Genomic DNA, 26982 nt, shown 5'->3' on the forward strand with positions numbered 1-26982 from the left:
ACGAAAGCTTGCCGGGCAACGGAAAACGCGCCCATGCTGATCGCGGTTCACCGCCGGTCCGCGGGGTCGGCAGGGTAGTCCGGGGGGAAGGATCACGTGGTGAGACCACGTCTTGCTGCTCTGCGCGCGTCCCGTCGCGGCGTCGTCCTGGCCCTCGTGGCCGCGCTCGTCCTCGGCGCCGTGGGCACGGCCCTGGCGGTCGTGTTCGTCGAACAACGCCAGCGGTCGGAGGTCGCCGCGCTGCCGGGCCACGGGCCGGCGCAGCAGTGGGGCGACGACCCCGGCGCGGTCGACGGGCAGGCGGTGAACAAGGCCGAGCCGGTGTCGCTGCAGGCGCAGTTCCCGCCGATCGGGGGACAGCCCGAACCCGGGCCGCAGTCCAACGACGCGCGCGTCGCCGACGCCGCGCCCCGCGAGGTCCGCGGCTTCGAGGAGGGCGTCAGCCGCGAGCTGGTCGACCGCCGCACGGACCGGTCGCGCACCTACGCCAACGCCGACGGCACGGAAACCACCGAGGTGAGCCAGGACCCGTTGCACCACCGCGCGCCCGACGGGTCGTGGGCGCCGGTCGACCCGACCGCGGTGCCGGTCGGCGACGAGGGGTGGCGCAACGCCTCCGACGGCGTGGACGTGCGGCTGGCGCGCACCGCCGACGCCGCGCCGCTGGTGCGGATGGCGTTGGGCGACGGCCTCGGCTTCGGGTTCTCGCTCGCGGGGGCCGCCGGCCGCACCGGTGTGGCCGAGGCGTCCCGGGTCACCTACCCGTCCGTGCGGCCCGACGTGGACCTGCGGCTCGACCTCGGACCGGGCGCGGTCAAGGAGACCCTGGTCCTGCGGTCCGCGGCCACCCCGCGCAGCTTCGACTTCCCGCTGCACCTCGACGGGGTCACGGCCAAGGCGGTGGACGCGGGCATCGAGCTGGTCGACGCCGAAGGGCGGCGGCGCGCGCTGATCCCGTCCGGGCACATGGAGGACTCGCACGACGGGCCGGCGGGTCCCGCGTACTCCGCGGGCGTGCGCTACGAGCTGGTCGGCGACGTGCTGCGGGTGCGCCTGGACGACGCGTGGCTGGCCGACCCGGCGCGCCGCTACCCGGTCCTGGTCGACCCGACCGTGACCACGGCCGAGTCGCCCGCGAGCATGTACGTGCAGCGGCAGAGCGACAACCAGAACTTCGGCAACGCCGCCGGGCAGGAGTTGCGCGTCGGCACGGTCCGCGACGGCGGCGTGACCATCCACGCCGCGAGCTACCTGTCGTTCCCCGGCATCGAGAACAGCCTCCGCAACCACAAGGTCTTCGGCGCGTCGCTGGCCCTGACCAACTTCCACTCGTACTCGTGCAACGCCCGCCCGGTGACGGTGCACCCCGTGACCGTGCCGTGGACGGCCGGCAGCGGGCACACGTTCCCCGGCCCCGCCTACGGCGGCGAGCTGAACAACGCCTCGTTCGCGTACGGCTACATCGCGCCCGGCGCCACGTGGTCGAACTGCCCGCAGGCCACCGCCGCCATCCCGCTCGGCGCGGCGGGCCGGGACCTGGTGCAGCGGTGGGTGAACGGGCAGGAGGCCAACTACGGCCTGACCGTGCGCGCGTCGGAGAGCGACCAGTACGGGTGGAAGAAGTTCTACGGCCACGGCACGGCGAACAAGCCGCGCCTGTTCATCACGCACTCCCCGTACGACGCCGCGTACCGCATCGACCGGCCGGTGCCGCAGCCCGCGCTGCTCAAGGGCGGGCAACCCGGCAAGGTCGCCATCACGGTCACCAACAACGGCGCGACGACGTGGACGCCCGGCGAGTACGTGCTGTCCTACCGCCAGTTCTCGGCCAACGGCGCGCCCATGGTGCAGGTCAACGACTCCGCCGCGCTGCCGCACGACGTCGGGCGCGGGCAGTCGGTGTCGCTGGAGGCGGCGATCACCCCGCCCGCCGACTGGGGCCGGTACACCTTCGAGTTCAGCATGCACCGCAAGGGCCACGCGTACTTCGTGGACGAGCAGGTGCCACCCGCGGTGCTGGTGCTGGAGATGAAGAACGTGCCGCCGGTGCTGCGCGCCCAGTACCCGCCCAACGGCTACTCCGCGCCCACGCTCACCCCGACGTTGTGGGCCAACGGCCTGGACGTCGACAACGGCGGCGCGGGGCTCCAGCACCGGTTCGTGGTGTGCGACAAGGCGAACCCGACCGCGTGCACCGACTCCGGCTACCACGACGATCCGTCGTGGACGGTCCCCGCCGGCGCGCTGCGGTGGAGCAAGACCTACCTGTGGAACGCCTACGTCAAGGACTCGGGCGGCGCGGAGAGCGCGCCGGTGCAGGGCAGCGCGCTGCTGACCGCCGTGCCGCAGCCCGAGATCACCGCGCACCTCGGCAACTCCCCGTACAGCGGCAAGGCGGGCGACGTGGACGCCCAGGTCGCCAACTACCGCACCAGCGCCATCGACGCCTCGGTGGGCACGACCGGGCCGCCGCTGACCGTCACCCGGACCTACAACAGCCTCGACCCGCGCCGCGACCTGCTCTTCGGCGCCGGGTGGACCACCCAGTTCGACATGCGCGCCGTCGAGGACCAGGACGGCACGGGCAACGTGGTGATCACCTACCCGGACGGCGGGCAGGTCCGCTTCGGCCACCACGGCGACGGCACCTACGCCCCGCCGCCCGGCCGGTTCGCCACGCTGTTCCGCAACGCCGACCGCGGCTGGACGCTGGTCGACAAGAACGCCACCGGCTACTACTTCCGCGCCGACGGCAGGCTCGCCCGCGTCACCGACAACGCCCTGCGCGCGGTCGAGCTGACCTACGACACCGCGGGCCGGCTGAGCCAGGCCCGCAGCCCGCTCACCGGCCGTCACCTGACCTTCACCTGGACCGGCGCGCACGTCACCGCCGTCGCCACCAACCCGGTCGACGGCGTGACGCCGACCTGGCGCTACACCTACGACGGTGACAAGCTCACCCGGGTGTGCGACCCGGAGGACGGGTGCGCCACCTACGGGCACACGACCGGCTCGCACTACCGCAGCGCCGTGCTCGACAGCAGGCCCGAGTCGTACTGGCCGCTGGGCGACACCGGCGACAAGGCCGCGAGCCAGGTCGGCGTCAACCTCGCCAAGGACTTCGGCACGTACGTCGCCGTGCAGCGGGGGCGTCCCGGCGCGCTCGCCGGGTCCGCCGACGCGGCCGCGGGCTTCGACGGGGTCGGGTCCCGCCTCACCCTGCCCGACCACGCGATCGGCAAGAACCGCAACGCCGCCGTGGAACTGTGGTTCCGGACCACGAAGTCCGGTCCGCTGCTGGCGTTCCAGGACAAGCCGTTCGACCAGACCGGCCACACCGCCACCGCGCCCGTCCTGTACGTCGGGACGGACGGCCGGCTGCGCGGCCGGTTCCGGACCGACGGCGCCGCCCAGTCGCCGCCGATCACCACGGGGTCGGCGGTCAACGACGGCCGGTGGCACCACGTGGTGCTGTCGGCCTCGGTGGCCTCCCAGGCGCTGTTCGTGGACGGCGCGAAAGTGGGCGAGCTCGCCGGCGTGGTGGACAACGAGGTCCTGGCGCACGGCCAGGTCGGGGCGGGCATCTCGGTCAACCCGGCGGTGGACTGGCCCGCGTGGGGCGACCGGCGGACGTGGTTCTTCGAGGGCGACGTGGACGAGGTCGCCGTCTACGCCCACCCGCTCGGCGCGAACCAGGTCGGGGCGCACCACGCCGCCCGCGCCGCCGCCGACCAGGTCGCCGAGGTCACCCTGCCCACCGGGCGCGTCGCGGCCCGACTGCGCTACGACACCGTGCAGGACCGCGTGACCGAGTACCTCGACGGCGACGGCGGCACCTGGAGGTTCGGCACGCCGGTCATCACCGGCGAAGGCGTCAACCTGGTCCGCACCGTCCGGGTGACCGACCCGGCGAACCGCAACCACTTCTACGACTTCGACCCGCTGCGCGGGCGCGTGCTGCGGCAGCTCTCCCCGCTGGGCGTCTCGACCCGCGCCGAGGACACGCCGCCCGACCCGGACGCGCCCACCACGACGCCCACCACGTGCGCGCCGGTGCCCGGCGGCAGCTTCTGCGACGTGCCGATCGGGGGCGGCGGCGGGTTCGTCGACGTCGAGTTCCAGGGCGTGCGCACGTTCGGCTACGACGAGTCCGGCTTCCGGACCACCGTCACCGACGAGACCGGCCGGCAGGTCGTGCTGGCGCACGACGAGCGCGGCAACGTCACGGCGCGCACCACCTGCCGCGGCATCTCCAACTGCCAGACCGCGCGCTACGGCTACCACGTGAACCCGGCCGACGCGACCGACCCGCGCAACGACCGGCTGCTGGAGCACCGCGACGCCCGCTCGTCCGGCCCGACCGACAACCGCTACCGCACCTCCTACGCCTACGACACGCGCGGCAACCTGCTGTCGCAGACCACCCCCGACGGCGGCGTGGTCACCCACGCCTACACCGACGGCAACGAGCCCGGGTTCGCGGGCGGCAACCAGCCCGCGGGCCTGGTGAAGCTCAGCCGCGACGCCGAGGGCGGCGAGACCCGGTACTCCTACTACCGGACCGGCGACCTGGCCGAGGTGCGGACGCCCGCCGGCCTGCGGACCGTGCACACCTACGACGCCCTGGGCCGCCGGCTCACCACCACGGTCTTCTCCGACTCCCACCCGCAGGGCCTGACCACCGCTTACGCCTACGACACCCGGTCGCGCCCGGTCCGCGTGACCGAGCCGCCGACGGTCGACGCGATCACCGGCGTCACCCACACCGTGCGCACCGACGTGGAGTACGACGCCGACGGACGCCGGGTCCGGGTCGAGACCAGCGACCTGACCGGCGGCGACGAGCCGCGCGTCGTCACCACCTCCTACGACCGGCACGGCCGGCCCGAGCGCGTCACCGACCCGCTGGGCGGTGAGACCAGCCACGGCTACGACGCCTTCGGCAACCGCACCTGGACCGTCAACGCCAACGGCGTGCGCTACGAGTTCGCGTACACCGCCCGCAACGCCCTCTCCGAGGTCCGCCTGCGCGGCTGGCAGGGCGACCCCGAGGGCGCGCCGCCGATGCCGCACGGCTACCTGGTGCTCGCGACCCACTCCTACGACGGCGCGGGCAGGCTGGTGCGCAGCACCGACGCGATGCGGCGCACCGAGGTCCGCGAGTACTACGACGACGACCTGCTGCGGTCCCGGAAGTTCCTCGGCTACGCCCCGGCCGGCGGCACGAAGCCGCAGGTCGAGGTCGAGCGCAACACCTACGACGCCGCGGGCAACCTCACCGAGCAGGTGCTGGCCGGCGGCCGGGTGACCACCTACGAGCACGACGCGGTGGGCCGCCGCACCGCCGCCACCGACGACCCCGCCGGGCTCAAGCGGCGCACGGGCGTGGACTACGACCGCAACGGCAACGTCAAGCGCGTCACCCGGACCGGCGACGAGTCCAACACCGGCGGCGTCGCGAGCGCGGCCGAGGTGGTCGACTACACCTACGACCCGGCGGGCCGCCGCACCGCCGAGGCCACCCGCCTCGGCACCACGTCCCTGGTCACGACGTTCGGCTACGACCAGCGCGGCCTGGTCACGTCCGTGACCCCGCCCCGCGGCAACGAGCCCGGGGCCGACCCGGCCGCGCACACGACGTCCTACGCCTACGACGCGGCCGGCCGGCCGACCGTCGTCCGGCTCCCCCCGGTCGAGGTGGAGTCCGGCGGCGGCGCGCCCGCGGTCACCCGGCCGGAGACCAGGACCGGCTACAACGCGTTCGGGCAGGTCACCGGCGAACGCGACGCGAACGGCTCGGTCACCCGGTTCGAGGTCGACCGCCTGGGCCGCGTGGTCCGCGCGCACGGACCCGCCTACACCCCGCCGGGCCGGACCACGCCGGTCACCGCCACCGACGAGACGGCCTACGACGCGCTGGGCAACGTCGTCCGCACCACCGACGCCCGCGGGGCGGTCGTCGACTACCGCTACGACCAGCTCGGCCGGCTGGTCGAGGAGACGGTGCCGAGGCCCGACGCGCCGACCGAGCCCGCCGGCTCCTGGCGCTACACCTACACCCGCGCCGGCGAGGTGCTGTCCGCCTCGGACCCCTCGGGCGGGCGCACCGAGTCCACCTACGACGGCTTCGGTCGGATGACCACCGCCACCGTGCTGGAGCGCTACCCGGCCACCACGCTGACCACCGGCTACGAGTACGACGACGCGGGCCGCGTCACCCGGATCACCTCTCCGGGCGGCAACACCAGGACGTTCGAGCACGACGCCGTGGGCCAGGTGGTCCGCGCGACCTCGGCGGCGGGCGTGACCACGCACTACGGCTACGACCTCGGCGGACGGCTCGTCCGCGCCTCCGACGCGCTCGGTCGCACGTCGCGGGCGGGCTACGACACCGCGGGCAGGCTCACGTCCGCCCGGCGGCTCGGCGCGAGCGGCGCGCTGATCGGCCGCGCCACGTTCGGCTACGACGCCGACGGCAACCTCACCACCGCCACCGACCCGCTGGACAAGCGGACCACCTACGCCTACGACGCGCTGGGCCGCCTCGTCCGCCAGGTCGAGCCCGTCGCCGACGGGCAGACCACGACCACGACGTTCGGGTACGACGCGGCGGGCCACGTGACCCGGTTCACCGACGGCCGCGGCCACACCACCGCCTACGCCGTGAACGCGCTGGGGCTGCCGGAGTCCGAGGTGGAGCCCGCCACGGCGGCCCACCCGGACGCCGCGGACCGCACGTGGACCACGACGTACAACGCGGCCGGTGACGCGGTCGGCCTGCGCTTGCCCGGCGGTGTCACCCGGACGCGCGAGTTCGACGCGCTGGGCAGGCTGACCCGGGAGACCGGCGCGGGCGCGGAGGCGTCCACCACCGACCGCGTGTTCCGCTACGACGTGCTCGACCGCCTGATCGGCGTGCAGGGCGTGGGCGGCGAGAACACCTACGCCTACAACGACCGCGGCTCGCTGATCGGCGCGACCGGCCCCGCCGGCGCGTCGACCCGCCAGTACGACGCCGACGGCAACCCGACCTCCCGCACCGACGCGTCCGGCGCCACCGTGACGACGTACGACAGGGGACGTCCCGCCACCGTCACCGACGGCCTGACCGGCCTGACGCAGACCTACGGCTACAACGCCGCGGGCCAGCTGGAGAAGGTCGGCTACGGCGGCGGCCGGGAACGGGTCTTCGGCTACGACGACGCGGGCCGGCTCGCGTCCGACACCGTCGCCGGCGGCCGGACCACCTACGGCTACGACAAGAAGAACAGGCTGACCGCCAAGACCACCCCGGCCGGGGCCAACACCTACGGCTACGACCACGCGGACCGGCTCACGTCGTGGACCTCGCCCGCGGGCACGGTCGCCTACGAGTGGGACGCGGCGGGCAACCGCACGCGGGCGGGCGACCAGGTCTCCACCTACGACGAGCGCAACCGCCTGCTCACCGAGGGCGGGCGGGCCGTCGCCCACACCGCCCGCGGCACGAGGGCCGGCGACGACGTCGCCTTCGACGCCTTCGACCGCATGACGAAGGACGGCGCGCGGACCTACGCCTACGACGGCCTGGACCGCGTCGCCACCCGCGACGGCCAGGTCCTCACCTACGGCGGCCGGTCCAACGAGCTGGTCGCGGACGGCTCCTCCACGTACTCGCGCGGCGCGGGCGACCAGCTGCTCGCGCTCGGCCGCGACGGCGTCGCACGCCTGGCCGTGACCGACGCGCACGGCGACCTCACCGCGACCCTGGACCCGGCCGGCGACCTGACCGCGCCCGCGGACACGGCGACGTTCGACCCGTTCGGCCGCGTGGTGGGGACGACGGGGGTCAAGCGGTCCATCGGCTTCCAGGGCGACTGGACCGACCCGGACACCGGGCGGGTCAACATGACGGCCCGGTGGTACGACCCCGGCAGCGGCGGCTTCGCGTCGCGCGACGACTACCCGCTGCCCGGCACGCCGTCCGGCATGGCCAACCGCTACGCCTACGGCCTCGGCTCGCCGCTGGACCACTCCGACCCGAGCGGCCACCTGCCGGACGACTGGTGCCTGTGCGGGCCCCGGCCGGACGGCGACTTCGGCGACGGCTGGTTCGACAACCTCGACGACCTGTTCTGCGGCCTGTTCCCCGTCCTCTGCGGTGGCGGGTCGGACTCCTCGACCCCGCCGCCGCCCACGGAGCGCGACGGCGGCAAGGGCGACCACACCGGCCAGGGCACCGGTTTCGGCAAGGGCGATCCCTCGAACGGCAGGAACTCCGGCACCGGCAGGGGCAACGGCAAGGGCAACGGCCCGAGCCCGACCGACATCGCCCGCGAGCGGGCCAGGGAGTTCGGCCGCGCCAACCCGCTGCCCGTGCCCGAGGCGCTGACCCAGCCGCTCTACGGCACCGACAGCACCCCGCCGGTGTCGTCCTCGCCGAACCTCCCGTCCCAGGTGGCCGGCGACTTCGCGAACCCGGTGGACGACGTGAACGACGCGTACGCGGCGGTCTACGCGAACCTGCTGGAGCAGAACGGGTCGGTCGTCCAGAACGTGTCCGCGTCGCTGCGGTCGCCGACGTGGCTGACCGGCGGCGGGTGCTGGGACTGGCTCCAGAGCGCGTGCGACGCGGGCGACGACCTCGTGTTCGAAGCCGACAAGGCGTTGTCCGACGTCGAGCACTACCTGGACGCGCACACCGACGACATCGGCGGCATGCTGTTCGGCGCGGGAGCGGTCGTCGGCGGCGCGGGCCTCGTGTCGCTGAGCGCCCCGCTGGTGCTCGCGCCCGTGTCGTGCGGCACGGGGGTGCTGTGCCCGCCGGGGCTCGCCGCCGGGGCGCTCGGCCTCTCCGGCGTGGCCGTCGGCGGTGGCCTGGTCCTCGGTGGCGGCGCGCAGTTCCAGCAGAGCCTGGGCGGGATGTTCGACGGCGACTCCGGCTACGAGAAGCGGCCGGACGGCACGCCCGAGCCGGTGGGCGTGCCGAAGAAGCGGGACGACAAGTGGTTCAAGCGCCACGGCATCGACCCGCACAAGGAGAAGTACGAGGTGTTCGGCGAGCACGGCGCGCAGTACGACCTGTACGTGGACCGCGCGGGCAACGTCTACGGCGTCCGCAAGGGCGAGGACTCCCGCTCGGGCGAGTACATCGGCATCGTGGATGATTTCTAGTGCGACGGAGGGGGTGGACGAATGGTGACGGGTGACGACGACGCGAACCGGACCGGGTACCCGGGCTTCCGGGTGGACGACCCGCCCCGGCTGCGGCCCCTTCCGGTCACGCTGCGGCGGATCGCCCTGGCCAAGCTGTCCTCGGTGGACTCCTTCAGCGCGTCGTTCGGCGGCGAGGGCTTCGGGTTCGCCCCCTGGTTCACGGTGCTGGTGGACTACGACGACGTGCTGCGGTTCGTCGGTGTGTACCGCGGTGAGACCGTGCGGGACATCGGCGAACGGGAGCCCTCGCCGGAGGACGAGCGGCGGTTGTGCGTCCGGCACTCGGAGTGGGACCGGGCGGCCGACGTCGCCCGGGCCCCCATGACGGCGGAGCTGGGCGACTACCTCGCGTCCGGCCCGCAGATCACCGACCGCTACGCCTTCACCACGACGCACGAGTCGGCGGACCTGACCGGGGCGACCGCCGGCCTGCTGGCCGACCTCGCCCGGGGGTTCGCGATCAGCGCGTCGCCGCCGCGGCGGTCGCCGTGGCACCACCTGTCGGTCGACGTCGCCGACGACCTGTTCGTCACCGCGTTCCGGTACTCGCCCCGGCTGGCGCGCTGCGACGTCCTCGAAGCCGGCCTGCCGCCGTGGCTCGACCGGGCGCTGGCGGTCGCCGACCGGGGCGGGGCGGAGCCGGACGAGCCGATCCGCCTCCACGTCCGCCACTCGGTCCGGGAGCTGGTGAACGCCCCGATCCGGCCGTCGCGCCGGCCCTGATCCGACCCCTCGGGGCGGATATCCCGGGATTTTTCCCGCGAGGTGTCGATCCGGGCCGTCGCCGTTCGAGGAGAAGGTGACGGACACGATCGAGGACCTCGGGAGACGACGATGAGGGCAGGACGACGCGAGTGGTCGGGGCTCGCGGTGCTGGCGCTGCCGACGCTGCTGCTGTCGCTGGACATGAGCGTGCTGCACCTGGCGGTGCCGCACCTGGCCGCCGACCTGCGGCCGACCGGCACCCAACTGCTGTGGATCATCGACGTCTACGGCTTCATGATCGCGGGGTTCCTGGTCACCATGGGGACCCTCGGCGACCGGATCGGCCGGCGGAAGCTGCTCATGACCGGTGGCGCTGCCTTCGGCGCGGCGTCGGTCGTGGCGGCGTTCAGCACCAGCCCGGAGATGCTGATCGCCGCGCGGGCCGTGCTGGGGATCGCCGGGGCGACGCTCATGCCGTCCACGCTGGCGCTGATCGGCAACATGTTCCGCGACCCGAGGCAGCGCGGCACGGCGATCGCGGTGTGGATGAGCTGCTTCATGGGCGGCATGGTGATCGGTCCGGTGGTCGGCGGCGTGCTGCTGGAGCACTTCCGCTGGGGCTCGGTGTTCCTGCTTGCCGTGCCGGTCATGGTGCTGCTGCTGGCCACCGCGCCGAAGCTGCTCCCGGAGTACCGCGACCGCGGCGCCGGGCGGCTCGACCCGGCGAGCGTGGCGCTGTCGCTGGGCGCGATCCTGCCGATCGTCTACGCGCTCAAGGAGACGGCGAAGGACGGCGTGTCGGCGGTCGACGCGGTCGTGCTCGTCGCGGGCGTGGCGGTCGGCGCGGTGTTCGTGCGCCGGCAGCGCGGTCTGGCCGACCCGGTGCTGGACCTGCGGCTGTTCCGGGTGCCGGCGTTCGGCGCGGCGTTGAGCATCATGCTCGTCGGCGCGTTGACCATGGGCGGGGTGTTCCTGCTGGTGAGCCAGTACCTCCAGCTGGTCGCCGGGCTGTCGCCGGCGCGGGCCGGGCTGTGGCTGGCGCCGCAGGCGGGCGCGGTGGTCGTCGGGTCGCTGCTCGCGCCGCGGCTGGCGCGGCGGTTCCGGCCGGAGTTCGTGCTCGGGTTCGGGATGCTGGTCGCGGCGGCGGGGATCCTGCTGTTCACGCGGGCCGACGCGGTCGGCGGGATCGGGTTCGTCGTGGTCGGGCTGTCCGTCGCGGGCTTCGGGATGGGGCCGCAGGGCGTGCTGTGCACGGAGATGGTGGTGGGGTCGGTGCCGCCGGCGAAGGCCGGTGCGGCGTCGGCGATGTCGGAGACCAGCGGCGAGTTCGGCATCGCCATGGGGATCGCGGTGTTCGGCAGCCTCGGCACGGCCGTCTACCGCGACCGGGTCGAGATCCCCGCGCAGGTGCCCGCCGAGGCCGCCGCCCTGGTGACCGACGGCATCGCCGGCGCGCAGCGCGCCGCGGCGTCGCTCCCGGCCCCGCTGGCGGACGACGTGCTGGCGACCGCGCGCGACGCCTTCTCGTCCGGCCTGCACACGGTGTCCGTGGTCGGCGCGGCGGTCGTCGTGGTGTTCGCGGTGGTCGGCATGGTCGCGCTGCGCCGGACCCGCCCGGCGGCCGCCGAGGAGCCCGAGCCCGCGCCCGTCGGGGCGTGAGCCGGCGAGACGGACGCGTCGGCACAGGTGCGGACGGAGCCGGTGCCGTTGGGGCGTTCGGGCTAGTCGAACGGGTCGGTTTCGCGCGGGGCGGACCCGACCCCGGATTTTTCCCGAGTCGTGACATCGATGCGTAAGCGCAGGTCAACGGCCGGTTACGTGGTCACTGTCCGTCGCGGCGCGGAACCGCGCGCAACCATTACCCAAAGTTTCGTTGAAGTTTCGCTCAGTGACAGATAGGCTCAGGACCGCTCTGGGAGCGCTCCCAGCGAAACACCGCCGCTCAACCATCCGAAGAGTGGAGGCCCTTCCATGCGTATGCGCAGCAGCTCCGGGTCCGCAATGAAGCGCCGGGGCGCAATCGCGCTGGCCCTCGGTCTGTTCGCAAGCATGTTCCTCTGGACCCCGACGGCGTCGGCGCACGGCACCATCGTGGGTCCCGCGACCCGCGCCTACCAGTGTTGGCAGTCCTGGGGCAGCCAGCACACCAACCCGGCCATGCAGCAGCAGGACCCCATGTGCTGGCAGGCCTTCCAGGCCAACGCCGACACCATGTGGAACTGGATGAGCGCGCTGCGGGACGGCCTGGGTGGCAACTTCCAGGGCGCGACGCCCAACGGCACCCTGTGCAGCAACAACCTGTCGCGCAACGCCTCGCTGAACAAGCCGGGCAACTGGCGGACCACCAACGTCGGCGCCAGCTTCAACATGCACCTGTACGACCAGGCGAGCCACGGTGCCGACTTCTTCCGGGTCTACATCAGCAAGAACGGGTTCGACCCGAAGACCCAGACCCTCGGGTGGGGCAACCTCGACCTGGTCACCACGACCGGTCGCTTCGCCCCGGCCAAGGACATCAACTTCACCGTCAACACCAACGGCTCGTACCGTGGTCACCACGTGGTCTTCACGATCTGGCAGGCCTCGCACCTGGACCAGGCGTACATGTGGTGCAGTGACGTGAACTTCGGCTGAAACCCGGTCGCCTGACCGAGAGCACGCAGTTAGCCGGCCCGGTGCCGCCCCAGCGGCACCGGGCCGGCGCGCGTCCGGGCCCGATCGCCAACGCCCGCCCGGCCGCACCTGTCCGACCGCGCTTGCCGGGCCGCATCGGCCCAATCGCTCTTGCCCGGCCGCGCTTGCCGGGCGGCGGCGGCTCCATCGCTCTTGCCCGGTCGCTCTTGCCGGGCCGCGTCGGCTCGATCGCGTTTGCCCGACCGTGCTTGCCCGACCGCGTTTGCCCGGCCGTGCTTGCCCGACCGCGCCCGCTTGGGCGTGCCCTCCGGACCGGACCGCCCGACCGGCCGCCGAGCGCCCCGCCCGCCGGCCCGCCACCCGTGTCAGCGCCCGTGTCAGGAGCGTGTCAGGGGCGTGGCGGGCCCGCCGCCGACAGTGGTCCCATGACGAGTTCGGCGATAGCGGTTTCGGGGTTGCGGAAGGCGTACGGGGACAAGGTGGTGCTCGACGGCATCGACCTGGACGTCCCCGCGGGGTCGGTCTTCTCCCTGCTCGGCCCCAACGGCGCGGGCAAGACGACGACGGTCAACGTGTTGACCACCCTGGCGGCGGCGGACGGCGGGACGGTGCGGGTCGCCGGGCACGACGTCGGGACCGAGGCCAAGGCGGTCCGCCGGGCCATCGGGGTCACCGGCCAGTTCGCGGCGGTGGACGAGCTGCTGACCGGCCGGGAGAACCTCCGGCTGATGGTCGACCTCCGGCTCGGGGCCGACCGGCGGGTCGTCGGCGAGCTGCTGGAGCGGTTCGACCTCGCGGACGCGGCGCGCAAGCCCGTGTCGACCTACTCCGGCGGCATGCGCCGCAAGCTCGACCTGGCGATGACCCTGGTCGGCGGCCCGCGGATCATCTTCCTGGACGAGCCGACGACGGGGCTGGACCCGCGCAGCCGCCGCACGATGTGGACGATCATCCGCGAGCTGGTGGCCGACGGCGCGACGATCTTCCTCACCACCCAGTACCTGGAGGAGGCCGACCAGCTCGCCGACCGCGTCGCGGTCCTCGACCGGGGCCGCGTGGTCGCCGAGGGCACGCCCGACGAGCTGAAGCGGCGCGTCCCCGGCACGCACGTCCGGCTGCGGTTCGCCACCGCCGCCGGGCTCGACGCGGCCGCGCGGGTCCTCCCCGGCGCCACCCGCGACGACGAGGCGCTGGTCCTGCGCGTCCCCGGCGACGGCGGCACCGGGTCGCTGCGGGGCCTGCTCGACCGGCTGGACGAGTACTCGCTCCCGGCCGAGGAGCTGACCGTCCACACGCCGGACCTCGACGACGTCTTCCTCGCCCTGACGGGCCACGACACGGAGGTGGTCGCGCGATGAGCGCCCGATCCCACTCGGCGGTGATGCTGCGCCGCAACGTCCGGCACCTCGCCCGGAACCCGACCTCGGTCTTCAACGCGGTCCTGATGCCGATCATCGTCATGCTGATGTTCGTCTACATGATGGGCGACGCGTTCGACGTCGGCGTCGACTACATCGACTACGCGACACCGGGTCTGGTGCTGCTGGCCGTCTGCTACGGCCTCGGCGCCGCCGCCACGGCGGTGAACTCGGACATGACCAAGGGCATCATCAACCGCTTCAAGGTCATGGACGTCTCGCGCGGCGCGGTGCTGACCGGTCACGTCGTCGCGAGCGTGCTGACGAACCTGGTCGCCGTGGCGGCGCTGGTCGGGGTGGCGTTCCTGCTGGGGCTCAGCCCGGCCGCGGGCCCGCTCGACTGGCTCGGCGTGGTGGGCGTGGTCGTGCTGCTCGGCTTCGCGACCGGCTGGCTCACCGTGGCCCTGGGGCTGGCGGCGAGGACGCCGGAGACGGCGGGCCTCGCGTCCGTGCCGCTGGTCATGCTGCCGTTCTTCAGCAGCGCCATCGTGCCGGCCGAGAAGATGGGGCCCGGCCTGCGGGAGTTCGCCGAGCACCAACCGTTCACGCCGGTCATCGAGACGCTGCGTGGCCTCCTGGCCGGCGCGCCGGACCCCACCGTGGCGACCACCGCCGTCGCGTGGTGCGTCGGGATCGCCCTCGGCGGCTACCTGTGGGCGCGCGCCACGTTCACGAAGCGAGCGTGACGGCGACCAGCTCGCGCCACCCGGTCACCGCGCCCTCCCCGGCCGCCTCGGCGAACCGCGTTTCGCCGAGGCGGTCGCGCGCCGCCCGCTCGATCCGGGCGACGTCCGGGTGCGAGCGGTCCGGCAGGCCGAGCACGGCGGCGCTCGCCGCGAGCAGCCGGGCCCCCTCGTCGGGCCGGTCCCGGCGCAGCGCCAGGTCCGCGACCCCGACCAGGACGCGCGCGATCGTGGGCGCGTGCCCGCCCTCGGCCGCCGCCTCGCACGCCGCCGCCCGGTGCCGACGGGCCTCTTCGAGGTCGTCGGCGAGGTAGCCGAGCAGGTCGCGGGTCCCGGCGCGGACGTACGCCTGCTCCGCGTCGTCGCCCAGCAGCTCCGCCACGACGCCGAGCTGCCGGCGGGCCTCCTCCGCGTCGCCCCGCCACCGGGCCAGCTCCGCCTTCGACAGGGCGAGGTGGGCGAGCGCGCCCGGCCAGGTGACCCGTCGGGCGCACCGCTCCGCCTCTGCCGTGGCGGTCGAGGCCGCGTCCTCGTCGCCGAGCAGCCAGTACAGCTGGGCCTGCCGCGACCGCAGCCGGATGACGTCCTCGGTCGCGCCGACCTCGGTCACCACCACGACCGCCTGCCCGTACAGCTCGCACGCCTCGGCGAACCGGCCCCGGGTGGCGATCCGGTCCGCCAGCTCCGTCAGCGCGAACGACGTGCCGAACCGCTCGCCGAGCGCGCGGAACTCGGCCAGCGCCGTCCCCAGGTGCTCGTCCGCCTCCGGCCCGCCCTGGCCGAGCACGACCCGCGTCTTGCCCAGGTGCAGCCGGGCCAGCGCGCGCACCCAGGGGTCCTCGTCGGCCAGCAGCGACTCCCACGCGGGCAGGACCGCGTCCGGGTTCCGGATCATGTGCTCCAGCGGCACGACGAGCCTCAGCGCCGGGTGCCGGCTGCGCACGCGCAGGCCGATGTCGTAGGCGCGGTGCACCCACTCCGCCACCTGGTGCTCGCCGGCCGGCCCGGTCGTGACGAACATCGAGATGAGGCCGCACACGATGCCGCGGATCTCGTCGGGCACCTCGCCGGGCGTGGCGTTGGCCGCGCCGATCAGCTCCATGCCCTCGGACTTGTGCCCGGCGAGCCACCAGTACCAGCCGGCGGCCGCGGCGAGCCGCATCGCGCCGTGCGCGTCGCCGGCCGCGAGCGCGCCGCGCATCGCCGCGCCGAGGTTGTCGTGCTCGGCCGCCAGGTCGGCGAGCCACGCCAGCTGCTCGGCTCGGCGCAGCCGCGGCTCGGCGGTCTCGGCCAGCTCGGTGAAGAACGCGAGGTGCGCCTGCCGCGCCCGGTCGGTTTCGCCGGCCTCGACCAGCCGGTGTGCGGCGTACTCCCCGATGGTGCCGAGCATCCGGTAGCGCGGCGCGCCGTCGCCGTCGGCGACCAGCAGCGACTTCTCGGTGAGCGCGGTGAGCAGGTCGGGCACCTGCCACGGCTCGACGTCCCCGCCGGCGCAGACCCGCTCCGCCGCCTCCGAACGCGCGCCGCCCGCGAACACCGACAGCCTGCGCAGCACCGCGCGTTCGGCGTCGCTCAGCAGTTCCCAGCTCCAGTCGACCACCGCGCGCAGCGTCTTGTGCCGGGGCAACGCGGTGCGGCTGCCGCTGGTCAGCAGGCGGAACCGGTCGTCGAGCTGGTGGGCGAGCTGGTCGAGGGTCAGGGTGCGCAACCTGGCCGCGGCCAGCTCGATCGCCAGCGGCATCCCGTCCAGCGCCCGGCAGACGTGCGCCATGGTGGACCACGTGCGGGCGTCCGGCACGAGGTCGGGGCGCACCGCGGCGGCCCGGTCCCGCAGCAGCCGGACGGCGGGGGAGGACTCGACCTCCGCGGCGTCGGCGTCGGGCGACGGCAGGGCCAGCGGCACGACCGGCCACAGCGCCTCGCCGGTGATGCCGAGCGGTTCCCGGCTCGTCGCCAGCACCCGCAGCCGCCGGCACTCGCCGAGCACCCGGTGGGCGAACGCGGCGGCCGACTCGATCACGTGCTCGCAGTTGTCCAGGACCAGCAACGCCTCCCGGTCGCGGATGGCGGCGATCACCCGGTCGGTCGGCTCCGCGTTCGGCGCGTCGCCGAGCAGCGCGTCCCGCAGGCCCAGCGCGGCCAGCGCCGCCTGCGCGACGTCGTGCCGGCCGCTCCCGCCGGCCTGGTCGCCGTCCGCGCCGAGCGGCGCGAGTTCGACCAGCCACGCGCCGTCGGGCAGGTCGCCGAGCAGCGTGCGGGCGGTCTCCGCGGCCAGCCTGGTCTTGCCCGAGCCGCCCGGCCCGATGAGGGTCGTGAGCCGGTGCTCGGCGACGAGCCCCCGCACCGCGGCCACGTCGGCGTCCTTGCCGATGTAGCTGGTCAGCTCGGCGCGCAGGTTGGTCTTGCGCCGCTCCTCGCGCCGTCCCCGGCCCAGCTCGCCGCGCAGCAGCGCGACGTGCAGCGCGGACAGCTCCGGCGAGGGGTCCACGCCCAGGGTCTCGGCCAGCGCCTCGCGGGTGCGCTGGTACACCAGCAGCGCCTCGGTGTCGCGGCCGGCCGCGACGTGCGCGCGCATCAGCGCGGCGACGAGCCGTTCCCGCAGCGGGTGCGCGGCGACCGCGTCGGTCAGCTCGGTGACCAGCCCGGCGGCGTGGCCCAGCTCGACCTCCGCGTCGAAGCGGTCCTCCGCGGCGGTCAGGCGCAGCCCCTCCAGCCGGGTCACCGCCGCGTCGAACGCCGCGCTGTCCACCAGCCCGACGTCCTGCAGGGCCGCGCCGCGCCACAGGTCGAGGGCCTCGCGCAACAGCGCGACCCGGCGCGGTCCGTCGTCGTCGCGGGCGCGGGCGAGGAGGCGTTCGAACCGGACGGCGTCGACCGCGTCGGGGTCCACCTCCAGCCGGTAGCCGTCCGGCTGCCCCTCGACCGACCCCTCCGGCAACGCCTTGCGCAGGCGGGAGACGAGGCGCTGCAACGCGTTCGCGGCGTCGGCGGGCGGGTGCTCGCCCCAGATCCAGTCGACCAGCGCCGCCTTCGCGACCACGCGGCCGGGGTCGAGCGCGAGGGCGGCCAGCAACCCGCGCAGCCGCGCGCCCGGCACGTCGGCGCGGACGCCGTCGTCCGCGCGCACCTCGAACGGCCCCAGCATCCCGATCCGCACCGGGCCGATTTTGTCATGAGCGCCCGTCACGTCTCCGGCACGTCTCGCGCGCCGCGTGGACGGCCGGCCCGCCGTGCCCGGCTCGTCGGCGTTCGCGCTTTCTCCCGTGAATTAGGGTGAACGGCCAAAATGTGAGTGGCACACCCCGTCGCTGAATCCGGACTATTCGGGTGCGATCGGCTCGGTCTACCCGTTGCCACCTGCGGTGACTTTTATATCGATGCCCCGGTCAAGTGGTTCGATGGGTAATTAATGAATCGCCCAGCGTGTGTGATTGCGATCACATTTCCTCGTGAGGGGGACTAGGTCGCAGGTCGCGGATTTACAGTCGGCAGCGATTCGCCAGGCCGCGTTTCGAACCCCTCCGGCACCGCCGCCGCGTTCCCGGCCTGATCGACATCACGTCCGACCCGGGGGAAACGACGCACGTCCACGCGCGCCCGTTCGCGGGCGGCTCCCCCCTGCCGTGCCACAGACAGGAGGCGCTTCGGTGCAGCCCGCGTTCTCAGTCCTGTCCGGAACCGACCACGCGGGGAAGTCCGTCGTGATGCGCGCGTTGGCGGCCGAGGAGCCGACGTGGCGACTGGTCTCGGTGGACGACGACTTCCTCGCCCCCGAGCACGGGGTCGTGTCCCGGCTCAAGTCCGACCTCGTCCGGGAAACCCTGCCCGGCCTGGGCAAGCACCACTCGCCCGACTTCGTGGCGAGCCTCCTGCAGACGGCGGTCGTGCACCTGCGCGACCAGCTCGTGGACGTCGGTCCACACCGACCGGTCGTCGTGGACTCGTACTACTACAAGATCCTCGCCAAGTGCCGCCTGATCGGCGCGGACGAGGAGATCTTCGGCTGGTGGCGGGGGTTCCCGCAGCCGAGGCGGGTGCTGTTCCTGGACGTGGACCCGGCCGAGGCGTGGCGGCGCAGCGGTGAGGGCGCGCGGGCCAACCGGCTGGAGTTCCACGGCGAGCACGTCGACCGCGACGCGTTCGCCTCCTTCCAGACCGAGCTGCGCGCCCTGATCCTGGCCGAGGTCGCGCACCTGCCGGTGGACGTGGTGCCGCCGGGCGACGTGGCGACCGCCGTCCGGCGCGTCCGCGAGGCGGTGGCCTGTGAGCACGGCTGAGCGCGGGTGGGGCGACGCGCACGTCAAGGCGTACCGGGAGCGCGTGTTCCGCGAGCGCGACCTGCTCACCAGGGCGGCGGGCGAAGCGGCGCAGTGGCAGCAGCGCGTGCTGGAGGACCTGCTGGAGTTCAACGCGGGCACGGAGTTCGGCCGCGCGCACGGGTTCGGCCGGATCCGGACGGTGGACGACTTCCGGCGCGCGGTGCCGGTGCACGGCTACGACGACCTGGAGCCGTGGATCGAGCGGATGGCGGCGGGCGAGCGGCACGTCCTCACCGCGGACGCGCCGGTCGTGTACTTCACCAGCAGCGGCAGCACCGGCGCGCACAAGAAGGTGCCCGTCACGCCGAGGTTCATGGCCACCACGTTCTTCCCCTTCTTCTACGCCGCGTGGGCGCCGATGGTCGAGCACCACCCCGACGTGGTCGGGCCGGACGCGGTGCTGAACCTCAAGCAGGACCCGCTGCCGGTGCCCGGGACCACCCAGGACGGCCGGCCGCACCTGGGGGCGAGCCAGGTCGACTTCGGGGCCGCGTTCGGCGAGCCGCTGTCGGCCGAGCCGGGCACGCGGGCGCGGTGGGCGGCGCTGCCGGTCGACGTGGCCGCCGACGCGCACCTGGAGAAGGCGTACCTGCGGCTGCGCCTGGCCGTGGAGCACCCGGATCTGCGTGGCGTGATCGGCATCAACCCGGCCGCGGTGGCGGCCCTGCCGCACCAGCTCACGACCTGGTGGGACCGGATCGTCCGGGAGATCCGGGACGGCACGGTCGGCGGCGCGCGGGTGGTCGACCCGAACCCGGCGCGGGCCGCCGAGCTGGACGCGCTGACCCGTCGCTTCGACCCGGTGCGGCCGGCGCACGTGTGGCCGCGCCTGCGCGTGGTGTTCTGCTGGACCGGCGGCGTCGCCGCGCTGTACCTGCCCCGCCTGCGCGAGGAGTACGGCATCGGGGTCGAGGTGCTGCCCGCGCCGATCGCCGCGTCCGAGGGGCCGACCGCCGTGACGCTCGACCGGCACCCGCGCGCGGGCAGCCTGGTCGTCACCGCGTCGCTGTACGAGTTCGTGCCCGCGGACGAGCCGGTCGGGCCGGACGTGGAGACGCTGCGGGCGCACGAGCTGGAGCCCGGCCGCGAGTACCAGGTGATCTACAGCCACGTGGGCGGGCTCTACCGGTACGCGGGCGGCGACGTGGTGCGCGTGGTCGACGCGCTGGGCGGGGTCGCGCGCGTCGGGTACGCGGGCCGCGCGACGGTCAGCGACGCGGCGGGGGAGCGGCTGCGCGAGTCGCACGTGCTCGGCGCGGTGACGGCCGCGCTGGACGAGTCGGGGCTGGAGGTGCGCAACCTCTCCTGCCGCGTCGTCGGCGGCACGCCCGGCTACGAGTTCGCCGTCGCGCCGACGACGCCGTGGAGCGACGCCGAGGCCGCGCGGATCGCCCGCCGCCTGGACGCGCACCTCGCCGACCGGTCCGCGGGCTACCGGGCGGCCCGCGCCGAGGGGCGGCTGACCGACCCGACCCTGCGCCTGCTCGACGCCGACGCGTTCCACCGCGACTGGCACGCGCGGGTCGAGGAGGGCACCCGACCGGCGCAGGTGAAGGACCGCCTCTTCCGCACCTCCGACGCGGACTGGCACCGCCTCGTGGGCGACCGTGCCACCACCGCTTTCCCGCCCGCCGAGGGGCATCGCCCCGTCGGCGACCGCTCGGCCGCGACTTCCGGCTCGGGCGACCGGGCCACCGCTTCCACCTCCGCACACCCTGGGGACCGGCCATGACCGCCGACATCGGCCACCTGCTCGACTCGGTCGAGCGCACCGCACTGCTCACCGCCGCGCTGCGCGCCGCGGAGACCCGCCGGGACGACCGGCTCTACCACGACCCGTACGCCGCCGCGTTCGCGGGCGGGATCGGGTTGTCGCTGCTGGCCGAGATCCGGCGCGTGACGTTCCCCGAGGCGTCGCCCCGCACGCTGCCCAGCACCCCCGACTACAACGCCATCCGCACCCGGTTCTTCGACGACCTGCTCGTCGAGGCCGCCGGTCGGCCGCACGGTCGGCAGGTCGTCATCGCGCCGTCCGGCATGGACTCGCGGCCGTTCCGGCTCGCCTGGCCGGACGGGGTGCGCCTGTTCGAGATCGACCGGCCGCCGGTGGTGGCGGTGAAGGAAGCGGTGCTGGCGGGCCTCGGCGCCACGCCCGCCGTGGACCGCGCCACCGTGGCCGTCGACCTGCGCGACGACTGGGAGGACCGGCTCGCCGCGGCCGGGTACGCCCCGGCGTCGCCGTCCACGTGGCTGCTGGAGGGCCTGCTCTACTACCTCCGCGAGGACGACGTCCACCGCGTCCTGGAGCGCGTGCGGGCGGTGACCGCGCCGGGCAGCGTCGTGATCGCCGACGTCGTGAACTCGGCCGCGCTGACGCTGCCGAGCATGCGCGGCCTGCTCGACGTCTTCGCCGGCTGGGGCTGCCCGTGGCTGTTCGGCTCGGACGAGCCGGAGGCGTTGTTCGCCCGGCACGGCTTCGAGGCCGTCGCGCACCAGCCCGGCGACCCGGAGGCGGACTACGGCCGCTGGCCGGACCCCGTGCCGCCGCGCGAGGTCGCGGACGTGCGGCGGGTGTTCTTCGTGCGCGGCGTGCGGGTGTAGGCCGTGGACGTCGTGATCGCGGGCGGTGGCGCGGCCGGGCTCGCCGCGGCGCTCGCGCTGGCCGACGACGGCCACCGGGTCGTCGTCCTGGAACGGGGGTCCGCGCCGCCACCCGGCCCGGCGGCGCGGGCGGGCGAGGTGTGGCGCCGCCCGACGTCGCCCCAGTCCCGGCACGCGCACACCCTGACGTCGTTCGGCGTGGTGGCGCTGCGCGGGCACGCGCCGGCGCTCCTGGCGGACCTGCTGTCCGCCGGCGCGTCGACGGTCGACCTCACCACAGCCCGCCCACCGGGCGAAGCCGTGCCGGGCGACGCGGAACTGGTGGCGCTGGCGTGCCGCCGGTCCACGTTCGACGTGGTGCTGCACCGGCACGTCGCGGCCCGGCCCGGCGTGGACCTCCGGTACGGGACCAGGGTCACGGGCCTGGACGTGACCGGCGGCAGGGTGACCGGCGCGCGGGTCGGCGCGCACGTCGTGCCCGCCGACCTCGTGCTCGACGCCACGGGCCGCCGGGCGGCCGGCAGGCAGTGGTCGCGCGAGCGGGGCGTCGCACCCGCGGCCGTCCGGACCGGGCCGACCTCGGTCGCCGCCTACGTGCGGTTCTACCGCCGGCGCGGGCCGTTCGGCCCGCTCAACCGGGGCAACGCGGCGGGCGTGCTGGCCGACCACTACGCGGGTGTGCTGCACCCCGGCGACAACGGGACGTTCTCGGTCGCGTTCGGCGTGCTGCCGCAGGACGACGGACTGCGCGCGTTGCGCGACCCGGAGGTGTTCGACGCGGTCGGGAGGGTCACGCCCTGGGTCGGGGACTGGCTGGACGACGCCGTGCCGCTCGGCGACGTGCGGGTGATGACGTGCCCGCCCAACGCGTTCCACGCGCCGGAGTCCTCGCCGACCGGGCTGGTGGCCGTGGGCGACGCGGTGTGCGTGACGGACCCGCTGTTCGGGCGCGGTGTGTCGCTCGCGCTGGCGCACGGGTTCGCCGTCGCGGGCCTGGTCCGCGCGCACGCCGTGGCGGACCTGGGGGCAGCCGCGGCGGCGCTGGCCGACGAGCTGCTGCTGCCGTGGTTCCGGCAGGCGTGCGAGGAGGGCGAGGACCGGATCGCGCGGTGGCGGGCGTCGGTGGCGGGGACCGCGGCCGACCGGCCGCCGACGGCGTTGAGGGCGGCCGGGGCCGCCGCCGCGGCGAGCCGCGACCCGGAGCTGTGGCGCGGTGTGGTCCGGGTGCTGATGGGGCTGGACCGGCCGGACGCGTTGACCGCGCCGCCGTTCGCCGACCGGGTGCGGCGGGCGCTCGCGGCGGGGCCGCCCCTCCCGCCGCCGGGCCTGCCCGACCGGTCGGCGTTGCTGGCCGTGGCCGCGAGGGCCGGGAGGAGGGCACGTGTCGATCTCGCAAGCGGACCGGACGGCGACCGGGTGGCGTGACCCCGTCCCGGTGGCCGGGCGGCGCAGGGTGCTGCTCGCGCCGGTCACCGTCACCCCGACCAAGCCGTTGACGCCCAGCCACCTCAAGGGTCTGCTGTGGACGGACGTGGTGCACCGCGCCACCGAGCCGCTCGCCGACGTCACGCACCGCAGCAGCCACACCGCGTTCGCCCCCTGCGAGCAGACCGTCGGCTTCTGGGAGTACCTGGACCGCACGGTCGGCGACATCGACTACTCGGGCATGTCCGAGGACGAGATCGGCGAGCTGTACGTGCGCTACCGGGCCGACGGCGACCGCGCGCCGTTCGCCGCCTGCGTGCCGTACCTGGAGGCGATCGAGCGGCACGGGTGGGTCCACCCGGCCAGCGCGCGGCTGCTCGCGGCCCGCGTCGACCAGTACCGGCGGCTCGGGCTGCGCGACCCGGGCCTGACCGCCCACCAGCCGCCGGGGATCGGCCTGGACGAGGCGATCGAGCGGCTGCACGACCTCGGGCTGTGCCTCGACCTGCGGGCCGACGGCGGTCCGGTGTACGTGGACGCGACCCGGGCCGGCGTCCCGCTGCGGCAGATCGTCGGGGCGGACGGGCGGCCGAACCACCTGGCCTGCGCGTTGCGCGACCTGTTGCCGCTGGCCGCCTCGCACGACGAGGTGGTGCTGCTGCACGACCGCGGTCTGGAGCCGGACTACCTGCTGCTGCACCGGGTGCTGGGCCGCCTCGGGCCGAGGGTGCGCCGGATCTCCCTCGGGCGGGTGCCGATCGACGGGCGCGTCGAGTCGGCGCGGCACGGCGGGTGGCGCGGGCACTCGGCGGCGGCGTTGCTGGCGGCGGTCGAGGGGCGGCACGACGAGGACGCGGTGCGGCTGGGGATGCGGCTGTACTTCATCGGCGTGCTCGGGCCGGGCGACCACGACTCGTTCCGGGCCGACCTGCTGGACCGGTGCCTGGTCCGGGCGCGGCGGGTGCTCGACGCGGCCGTGCCGACCGGGTGGCCGGCGGTGCTGGACGGCCTGGCGGCGCAGCGCGGCGCCAAGGGCGCGCCCGGCGGGGACGTGCCCGCCCACGTCGACGCCTACCGGCTCACCACCGGCCTGCTCGCCCGGCGGCGGCGTGCCCCGTCGCGCGAACTGCTGGCGGAGGTGTTCACGTGAACCTGACCCAGGACCTGTTGCACGACCACGTGGTCCGCCGGATCACGCGGGCCCGGCCCGACCTCGCCGACGCCCACGACCTGTCCACAGTGGAAGGTCTGCGCGCGGTGGAGGGCGTCGCCGCCGACACCGACGTCGTGGTGCTGGCCGTGGTGCGGCACTTCGACCTCGCGGCGTGGGTGCGCGGCACCGTCGGGTTCGCCGCGCGGCTGTCCGCGGTGGACGGTTGGCGGAAGTCGTTCACGAAGACCGTGTTCCTGGCGGGCAACCCGGCGAACCTGGTCGACCGCTTCGCGTTCCACCACGTCGACGAGACCGGGGCGGTGGCGTGGACCGCGCCCGCCCCGGCCGCCGACCGCCCGGCGCTGCGCCGGCTGCTGCGGGCGTTCGTCGGCGAGCGCGAGCTGTCGGTCGGGGCCGACGTCGTCATCGACCTGCCCGGCGGCGGCCCGGCCGCGGGGGTCGGCCGGGTGCTGCACATCGCCGCGCCCGGCATGACCGTGGCGCAGGCGTTGGTGCACCTCAACCACCTGCTGGTGGAAGCGGTGCTCGACGGCGCCCTCGCGCCCGGCGACCGGCTGACCGTGCGCCGCGTCCCGCGCCTGGTCGGCCTGCCCGGCCCGTTCGACGCGCTGCGCGTCGCCACCGACCCCGCGGCCCCCGGCCGGCTGCGCGCCCTGATGGCCCTGACCAAGGAGGTGAGTGGTGCCTGACCTGCGGTTCGGCTACCACGGTTCGCTCGGGTTGCCGCACGCGGCGGTGCGGGCGGGCGGGTACGCGCTCGACCGGGTCGAGCTGGTCGAGTACGACGTGCGCGACCCGTTCGCCCCGCTGCGCGCGGGCCGGGTGGACGTGATGACCAGCAAGTTCGACCACCGCCAACCGGACCTGGTCTACAGCCGGCCGATCGGCTGGGACCCGCGGGCCGTCCTGGTCGCGCCCGACCACCCGCTCGCCGCCCGCGCGGAGGTGTCGGTGGAGGACGTGGCGGACCACCTCGCGTTCCACCGCCCCGGCCACATGCCGGAGGAGGTGTGGGACCGGATCGTGCCGCCGGTGACGCCCGGCGGCAAGCCGATCCGGCGGGCGTTCCCGCTGACCACCGTGCCGGAGCTGATGCGGGTCGTCGCGTCGGGCGCGGGCGTGCACCTGACCGTGCTGTCGATCCGCGACGTCGCACCGCCGACGGTGCGGGTGCTGCCGGTGGTGGACCTGCCGCCCGGCGAGGTGAACCTCGTCCACCTGCCGGACGCGCCCCCGCACGTGCCGCGGTTCGTGGCGGCCGCGGAGGCGGTACTGGCACGGGTGGAGGTGGCCCCGTGACCGTCGTGCTGCTGCACGCGCTCGCCGCCACCCCGGCCATGTGGTCGGAGGTGGACGCCGGGCCGTCCGCGCTCGCCCCCGACCTCTACCGGCTGGGCGTGGGCGCGCCGTCGCTCGACACCGTGGCCGACGGCCTCGCCCGGCTGCTCGACGCCGCCGCGGTGGACCGCGCCGTGCTGGCCGGGTGCTCGCTCGGCGGGTACGTCGCCATGGCGTTCCTGCGCCGGCGGCCGGACCGCGTGTCGGCGCTCGCGCTGCTCGGCACGCGGGCCGCCGCGGACGACGAGGGGACCGCCGCCCGGCGGCTCGGGTTCGCGGCGCGGGTCACCGACCCCGTCGCCGGTCCCGCCCTGACCGCCGCGACCACTCCGCTGCTGCTCGGCCGGACCCACCGCGAACGCCTGGTGGGCCGGGTCGGCGCGATGGCGCGCGCCGTCGCGCCGGAGGACGTCGCGTGGGCGCAGCGGGCGATCGCGGCGCGGGCCGCGTCCTACGACGTGCTGGCGGCGTTCGACCGGCCGGCCGTGGTGCTGGTGGGGGAGGAGGACGAGCTGGTGTCGCCCGACGACGCTCGGGCGGTGGCCGCGGCGCTGCCCCGCGGCCGGCTGGAGGTCGTGCCCGCGGCGGGTCACCTGCTGCCGGTGGAGGCCCCGGAGGTCGTGACCAAGGTGTTGGCGGAGCTGGCTGAGGAGGTCGCGTGACGGCCGTGGACCACGCCCGGTGGGGCTTCACCGCGTCGACCGGGCTCGCGTTCACCCGCGTGGACATCGTGGACGCGCACTTCGACGCGTGCCTGACCACGTACCTCGACCTGCTGCGCCGGTTCGGGGTGCGGCCGGGGTGGCACGTGCTGGACGCGGGCGCCGGCGGCGGGCGGTTCCTGCCCTACCTGGCCGACCTGGTCGGGCCGGCGGGCAGGCTGTCGGCGCTCGACCTGGCGGCGGAGAACGTCGCGCTGGTCCGGGAGCGGTGGGCGTCGCTGGCCGTGCTGGACGACGTGCGGCAGGGGGACGTGACCGCGCTGCCCTACCCGGACGACACGTTCGACGCCGCGTGGTGCGCCAACACGGTGCAGTACCTGGACGACGACGCGTTGCGGCGCGCGCTCGCCGAGTTGAGGCGGGTCGTCAGGCCCGGTGGGCTGGTGGGCGTGAAGGACCTGGACGCGAGCACGATCACGGCGCGTCCCGGTCCGCCGTTCCTGTTCGCGGACTTCTTCCGGGCGGCGGCGTCCCGGTCGGCGTACGCGCGCAACCTGCTGCGCGGCCGGGACCTGTACCGGTTCCTGCGGGAGGCCGGGCTGTCGGAGGTGCGGCAGCACACCCTGCTCGCGGAGCACTTCGCGCCGTTCGGCGAGGCCGAGCGGTCGTTCTACGGGCAGTCCTGCGCGAGCCTCGCGGCGCAGGCCGGCGACGACCCGGACTGGCGGGTCATGCGGGACCCGGACGACCCGGCGCACCCGCTGAACGCGCCGGACGGCTACTTCGCCGAGGGCGCGGTCCTGGCCGTGGGCACGGTGTAGGACGCCC

16 protein-coding genes are annotated in these 26982 nt (G+C 74.9%); 15 read left to right on the forward strand and 1 reads right to left on the reverse strand.

Going from position 1 to position 26982, the window contains the following annotated elements; translation table 11 throughout:
• Positions 1 to 99: 99 nt before the first annotated feature.
• The 6 genes from ACWEFJ_RS23040 (at position 100) to ACWEFJ_RS23065 (ending at position 14638) form a co-directional block, all read left to right on the forward strand.
• The gene (locus ACWEFJ_RS23040) at positions 100 to 9153 is read left to right on the forward strand and encodes a DNRLRE domain-containing protein (RefSeq protein WP_449714989.1); all 9054 of its coding nucleotides are present in this window, start codon (positions 100 to 102) and stop codon (positions 9151 to 9153) included.
• A 21-nt stretch (positions 9154 to 9174) separates the two neighbouring features.
• Entirely contained in the window at positions 9175 to 9918 is a 744-nt protein-coding gene (locus ACWEFJ_RS23045; RefSeq protein WP_449714990.1) for a hypothetical protein, read from the forward strand.
• 111 nt (positions 9919 to 10029) lie between these two features.
• Positions 10030 to 11559, forward strand: a complete 1530-nt coding sequence (locus tag ACWEFJ_RS23050) for an MFS transporter (RefSeq protein WP_449714991.1) — start codon at positions 10030 to 10032, stop codon at positions 11557 to 11559.
• Positions 11560 to 11871: 312 nt separating this feature from the next.
• The gene (locus tag ACWEFJ_RS23055) at positions 11872 to 12534 is read left to right on the forward strand and encodes a lytic polysaccharide monooxygenase auxiliary activity family 9 protein (RefSeq protein WP_378088685.1); all 663 of its coding nucleotides are present in this window, start codon (positions 11872 to 11874) and stop codon (positions 12532 to 12534) included.
• 425 nt (positions 12535 to 12959) lie between these two features.
• Entirely contained in the window at positions 12960 to 13892 is a 933-nt protein-coding gene (locus tag ACWEFJ_RS23060; RefSeq protein ID WP_449714992.1) for an ATP-binding cassette domain-containing protein, read from the forward strand.
• Positions 13889 to 14638, forward strand: coding sequence for an ABC transporter permease (locus ACWEFJ_RS23065; protein ID WP_449714993.1), 750 nt, complete (start codon positions 13889 to 13891; stop codon positions 14636 to 14638). The genes ACWEFJ_RS23060 and ACWEFJ_RS23065 overlap by 4 nt, the downstream gene beginning before the upstream one ends.
• Here the strand turns inward: ACWEFJ_RS23065 and ACWEFJ_RS23070 are convergent.
• On the reverse strand, positions 14622 to 17792 hold the full coding sequence (locus ACWEFJ_RS23070) for a BTAD domain-containing putative transcriptional regulator (RefSeq protein ID WP_449714994.1): 3171 nt from the start codon (positions 17790 to 17792) through the stop codon (positions 14622 to 14624). The two genes, ACWEFJ_RS23065 and ACWEFJ_RS23070, sit on opposite strands and share 17 nt — an antisense overlap.
• Before the next feature lie 490 nt (positions 17793 to 18282).
• Between ACWEFJ_RS23070 and ACWEFJ_RS23075 the strand changes: the two genes are divergently transcribed.
• The 9 genes from ACWEFJ_RS23075 to ACWEFJ_RS23115 are packed head-to-tail and all read left to right on the forward strand — an operon-like array spanning position 18283 to position 26975.
• Positions 18283 to 18912, forward strand: a complete 630-nt coding sequence (locus ACWEFJ_RS23075; protein ID WP_449714995.1) for a hypothetical protein — start codon at positions 18283 to 18285, stop codon at positions 18910 to 18912.
• On the forward strand, positions 18899 to 20686 hold the full coding sequence (locus tag ACWEFJ_RS23080; RefSeq protein WP_449714996.1) for a GH3 auxin-responsive promoter family protein: 1788 nt from the start codon (positions 18899 to 18901) through the stop codon (positions 20684 to 20686). Before ACWEFJ_RS23075 ends, ACWEFJ_RS23080 begins: the two co-directional genes overlap by 14 nt.
• Positions 20683 to 21555, forward strand: a complete 873-nt coding sequence (locus ACWEFJ_RS23085) for an SAM-dependent methyltransferase (RefSeq protein WP_449714997.1) — start codon at positions 20683 to 20685, stop codon at positions 21553 to 21555. The genes ACWEFJ_RS23080 and ACWEFJ_RS23085 overlap by 4 nt, the downstream gene beginning before the upstream one ends.
• Positions 21556 to 21558: 3 nt before the next feature.
• The gene (locus ACWEFJ_RS23090) at positions 21559 to 22980 is read left to right on the forward strand and encodes an NAD(P)/FAD-dependent oxidoreductase (RefSeq protein WP_449714998.1); all 1422 of its coding nucleotides are present in this window, start codon (positions 21559 to 21561) and stop codon (positions 22978 to 22980) included.
• The gene (locus ACWEFJ_RS23095; protein WP_449714999.1) at positions 22937 to 24130 is read left to right on the forward strand and encodes a hypothetical protein; all 1194 of its coding nucleotides are present in this window, start codon (positions 22937 to 22939) and stop codon (positions 24128 to 24130) included. Before ACWEFJ_RS23090 ends, ACWEFJ_RS23095 begins: the two co-directional genes overlap by 44 nt.
• On the forward strand, positions 24127 to 24843 hold the full coding sequence (locus ACWEFJ_RS23100; RefSeq protein ID WP_449715000.1) for a DUF6182 family protein: 717 nt from the start codon (positions 24127 to 24129) through the stop codon (positions 24841 to 24843). The genes ACWEFJ_RS23095 and ACWEFJ_RS23100 overlap by 4 nt, the downstream gene beginning before the upstream one ends.
• A complete protein-coding gene (locus ACWEFJ_RS23105; protein WP_449715001.1) occupies positions 24836 to 25453 on the forward strand; it encodes a LysR family transcriptional regulator substrate-binding protein in 618 nt (205 codons plus the stop codon). Before ACWEFJ_RS23100 ends, ACWEFJ_RS23105 begins: the two co-directional genes overlap by 8 nt.
• The gene (locus ACWEFJ_RS23110; protein ID WP_449715002.1) at positions 25450 to 26154 is read left to right on the forward strand and encodes an alpha/beta fold hydrolase; all 705 of its coding nucleotides are present in this window, start codon (positions 25450 to 25452) and stop codon (positions 26152 to 26154) included. The genes ACWEFJ_RS23105 and ACWEFJ_RS23110 overlap by 4 nt, the downstream gene beginning before the upstream one ends.
• A complete protein-coding gene (locus ACWEFJ_RS23115; protein ID WP_449715003.1) occupies positions 26151 to 26975 on the forward strand; it encodes a methyltransferase domain-containing protein in 825 nt (274 codons plus the stop codon). Before ACWEFJ_RS23110 ends, ACWEFJ_RS23115 begins: the two co-directional genes overlap by 4 nt.
• Positions 26976 to 26982: the final 7 nt, after the last annotated feature.

The sequence above is a fragment of the Actinosynnema sp. NPDC004786 genome (genome assembly GCF_053601135.1).

Coding starts and splice junctions, on each gene's coding strand:
- ACWEFJ_RS23085 (WP_449714997.1), top strand. CDS start 20,683: ATGACCGCCGACATCGGCCACCTGCTCGACTCGGTCGAGCGCACCGCA.
- ACWEFJ_RS23065 (WP_449714993.1), top strand. CDS start 13,889: ATGAGCGCCCGATCCCACTCGGCGGTGATGCTGCGCCGCAACGTCCGG.
- ACWEFJ_RS23050 (WP_449714991.1), top strand. CDS start 10,030: ATGAGGGCAGGACGACGCGAGTGGTCGGGGCTCGCGGTGCTGGCGCTG.
- ACWEFJ_RS23045 (WP_449714990.1), top strand. CDS start 9,175: ATGGTGACGGGTGACGACGACGCGAACCGGACCGGGTACCCGGGCTTC.
- ACWEFJ_RS23060 (WP_449714992.1), top strand. CDS start 12,960: ATGACGAGTTCGGCGATAGCGGTTTCGGGGTTGCGGAAGGCGTACGGG.
- ACWEFJ_RS23055 (WP_378088685.1), top strand. CDS start 11,872: ATGCGTATGCGCAGCAGCTCCGGGTCCGCAATGAAGCGCCGGGGCGCA.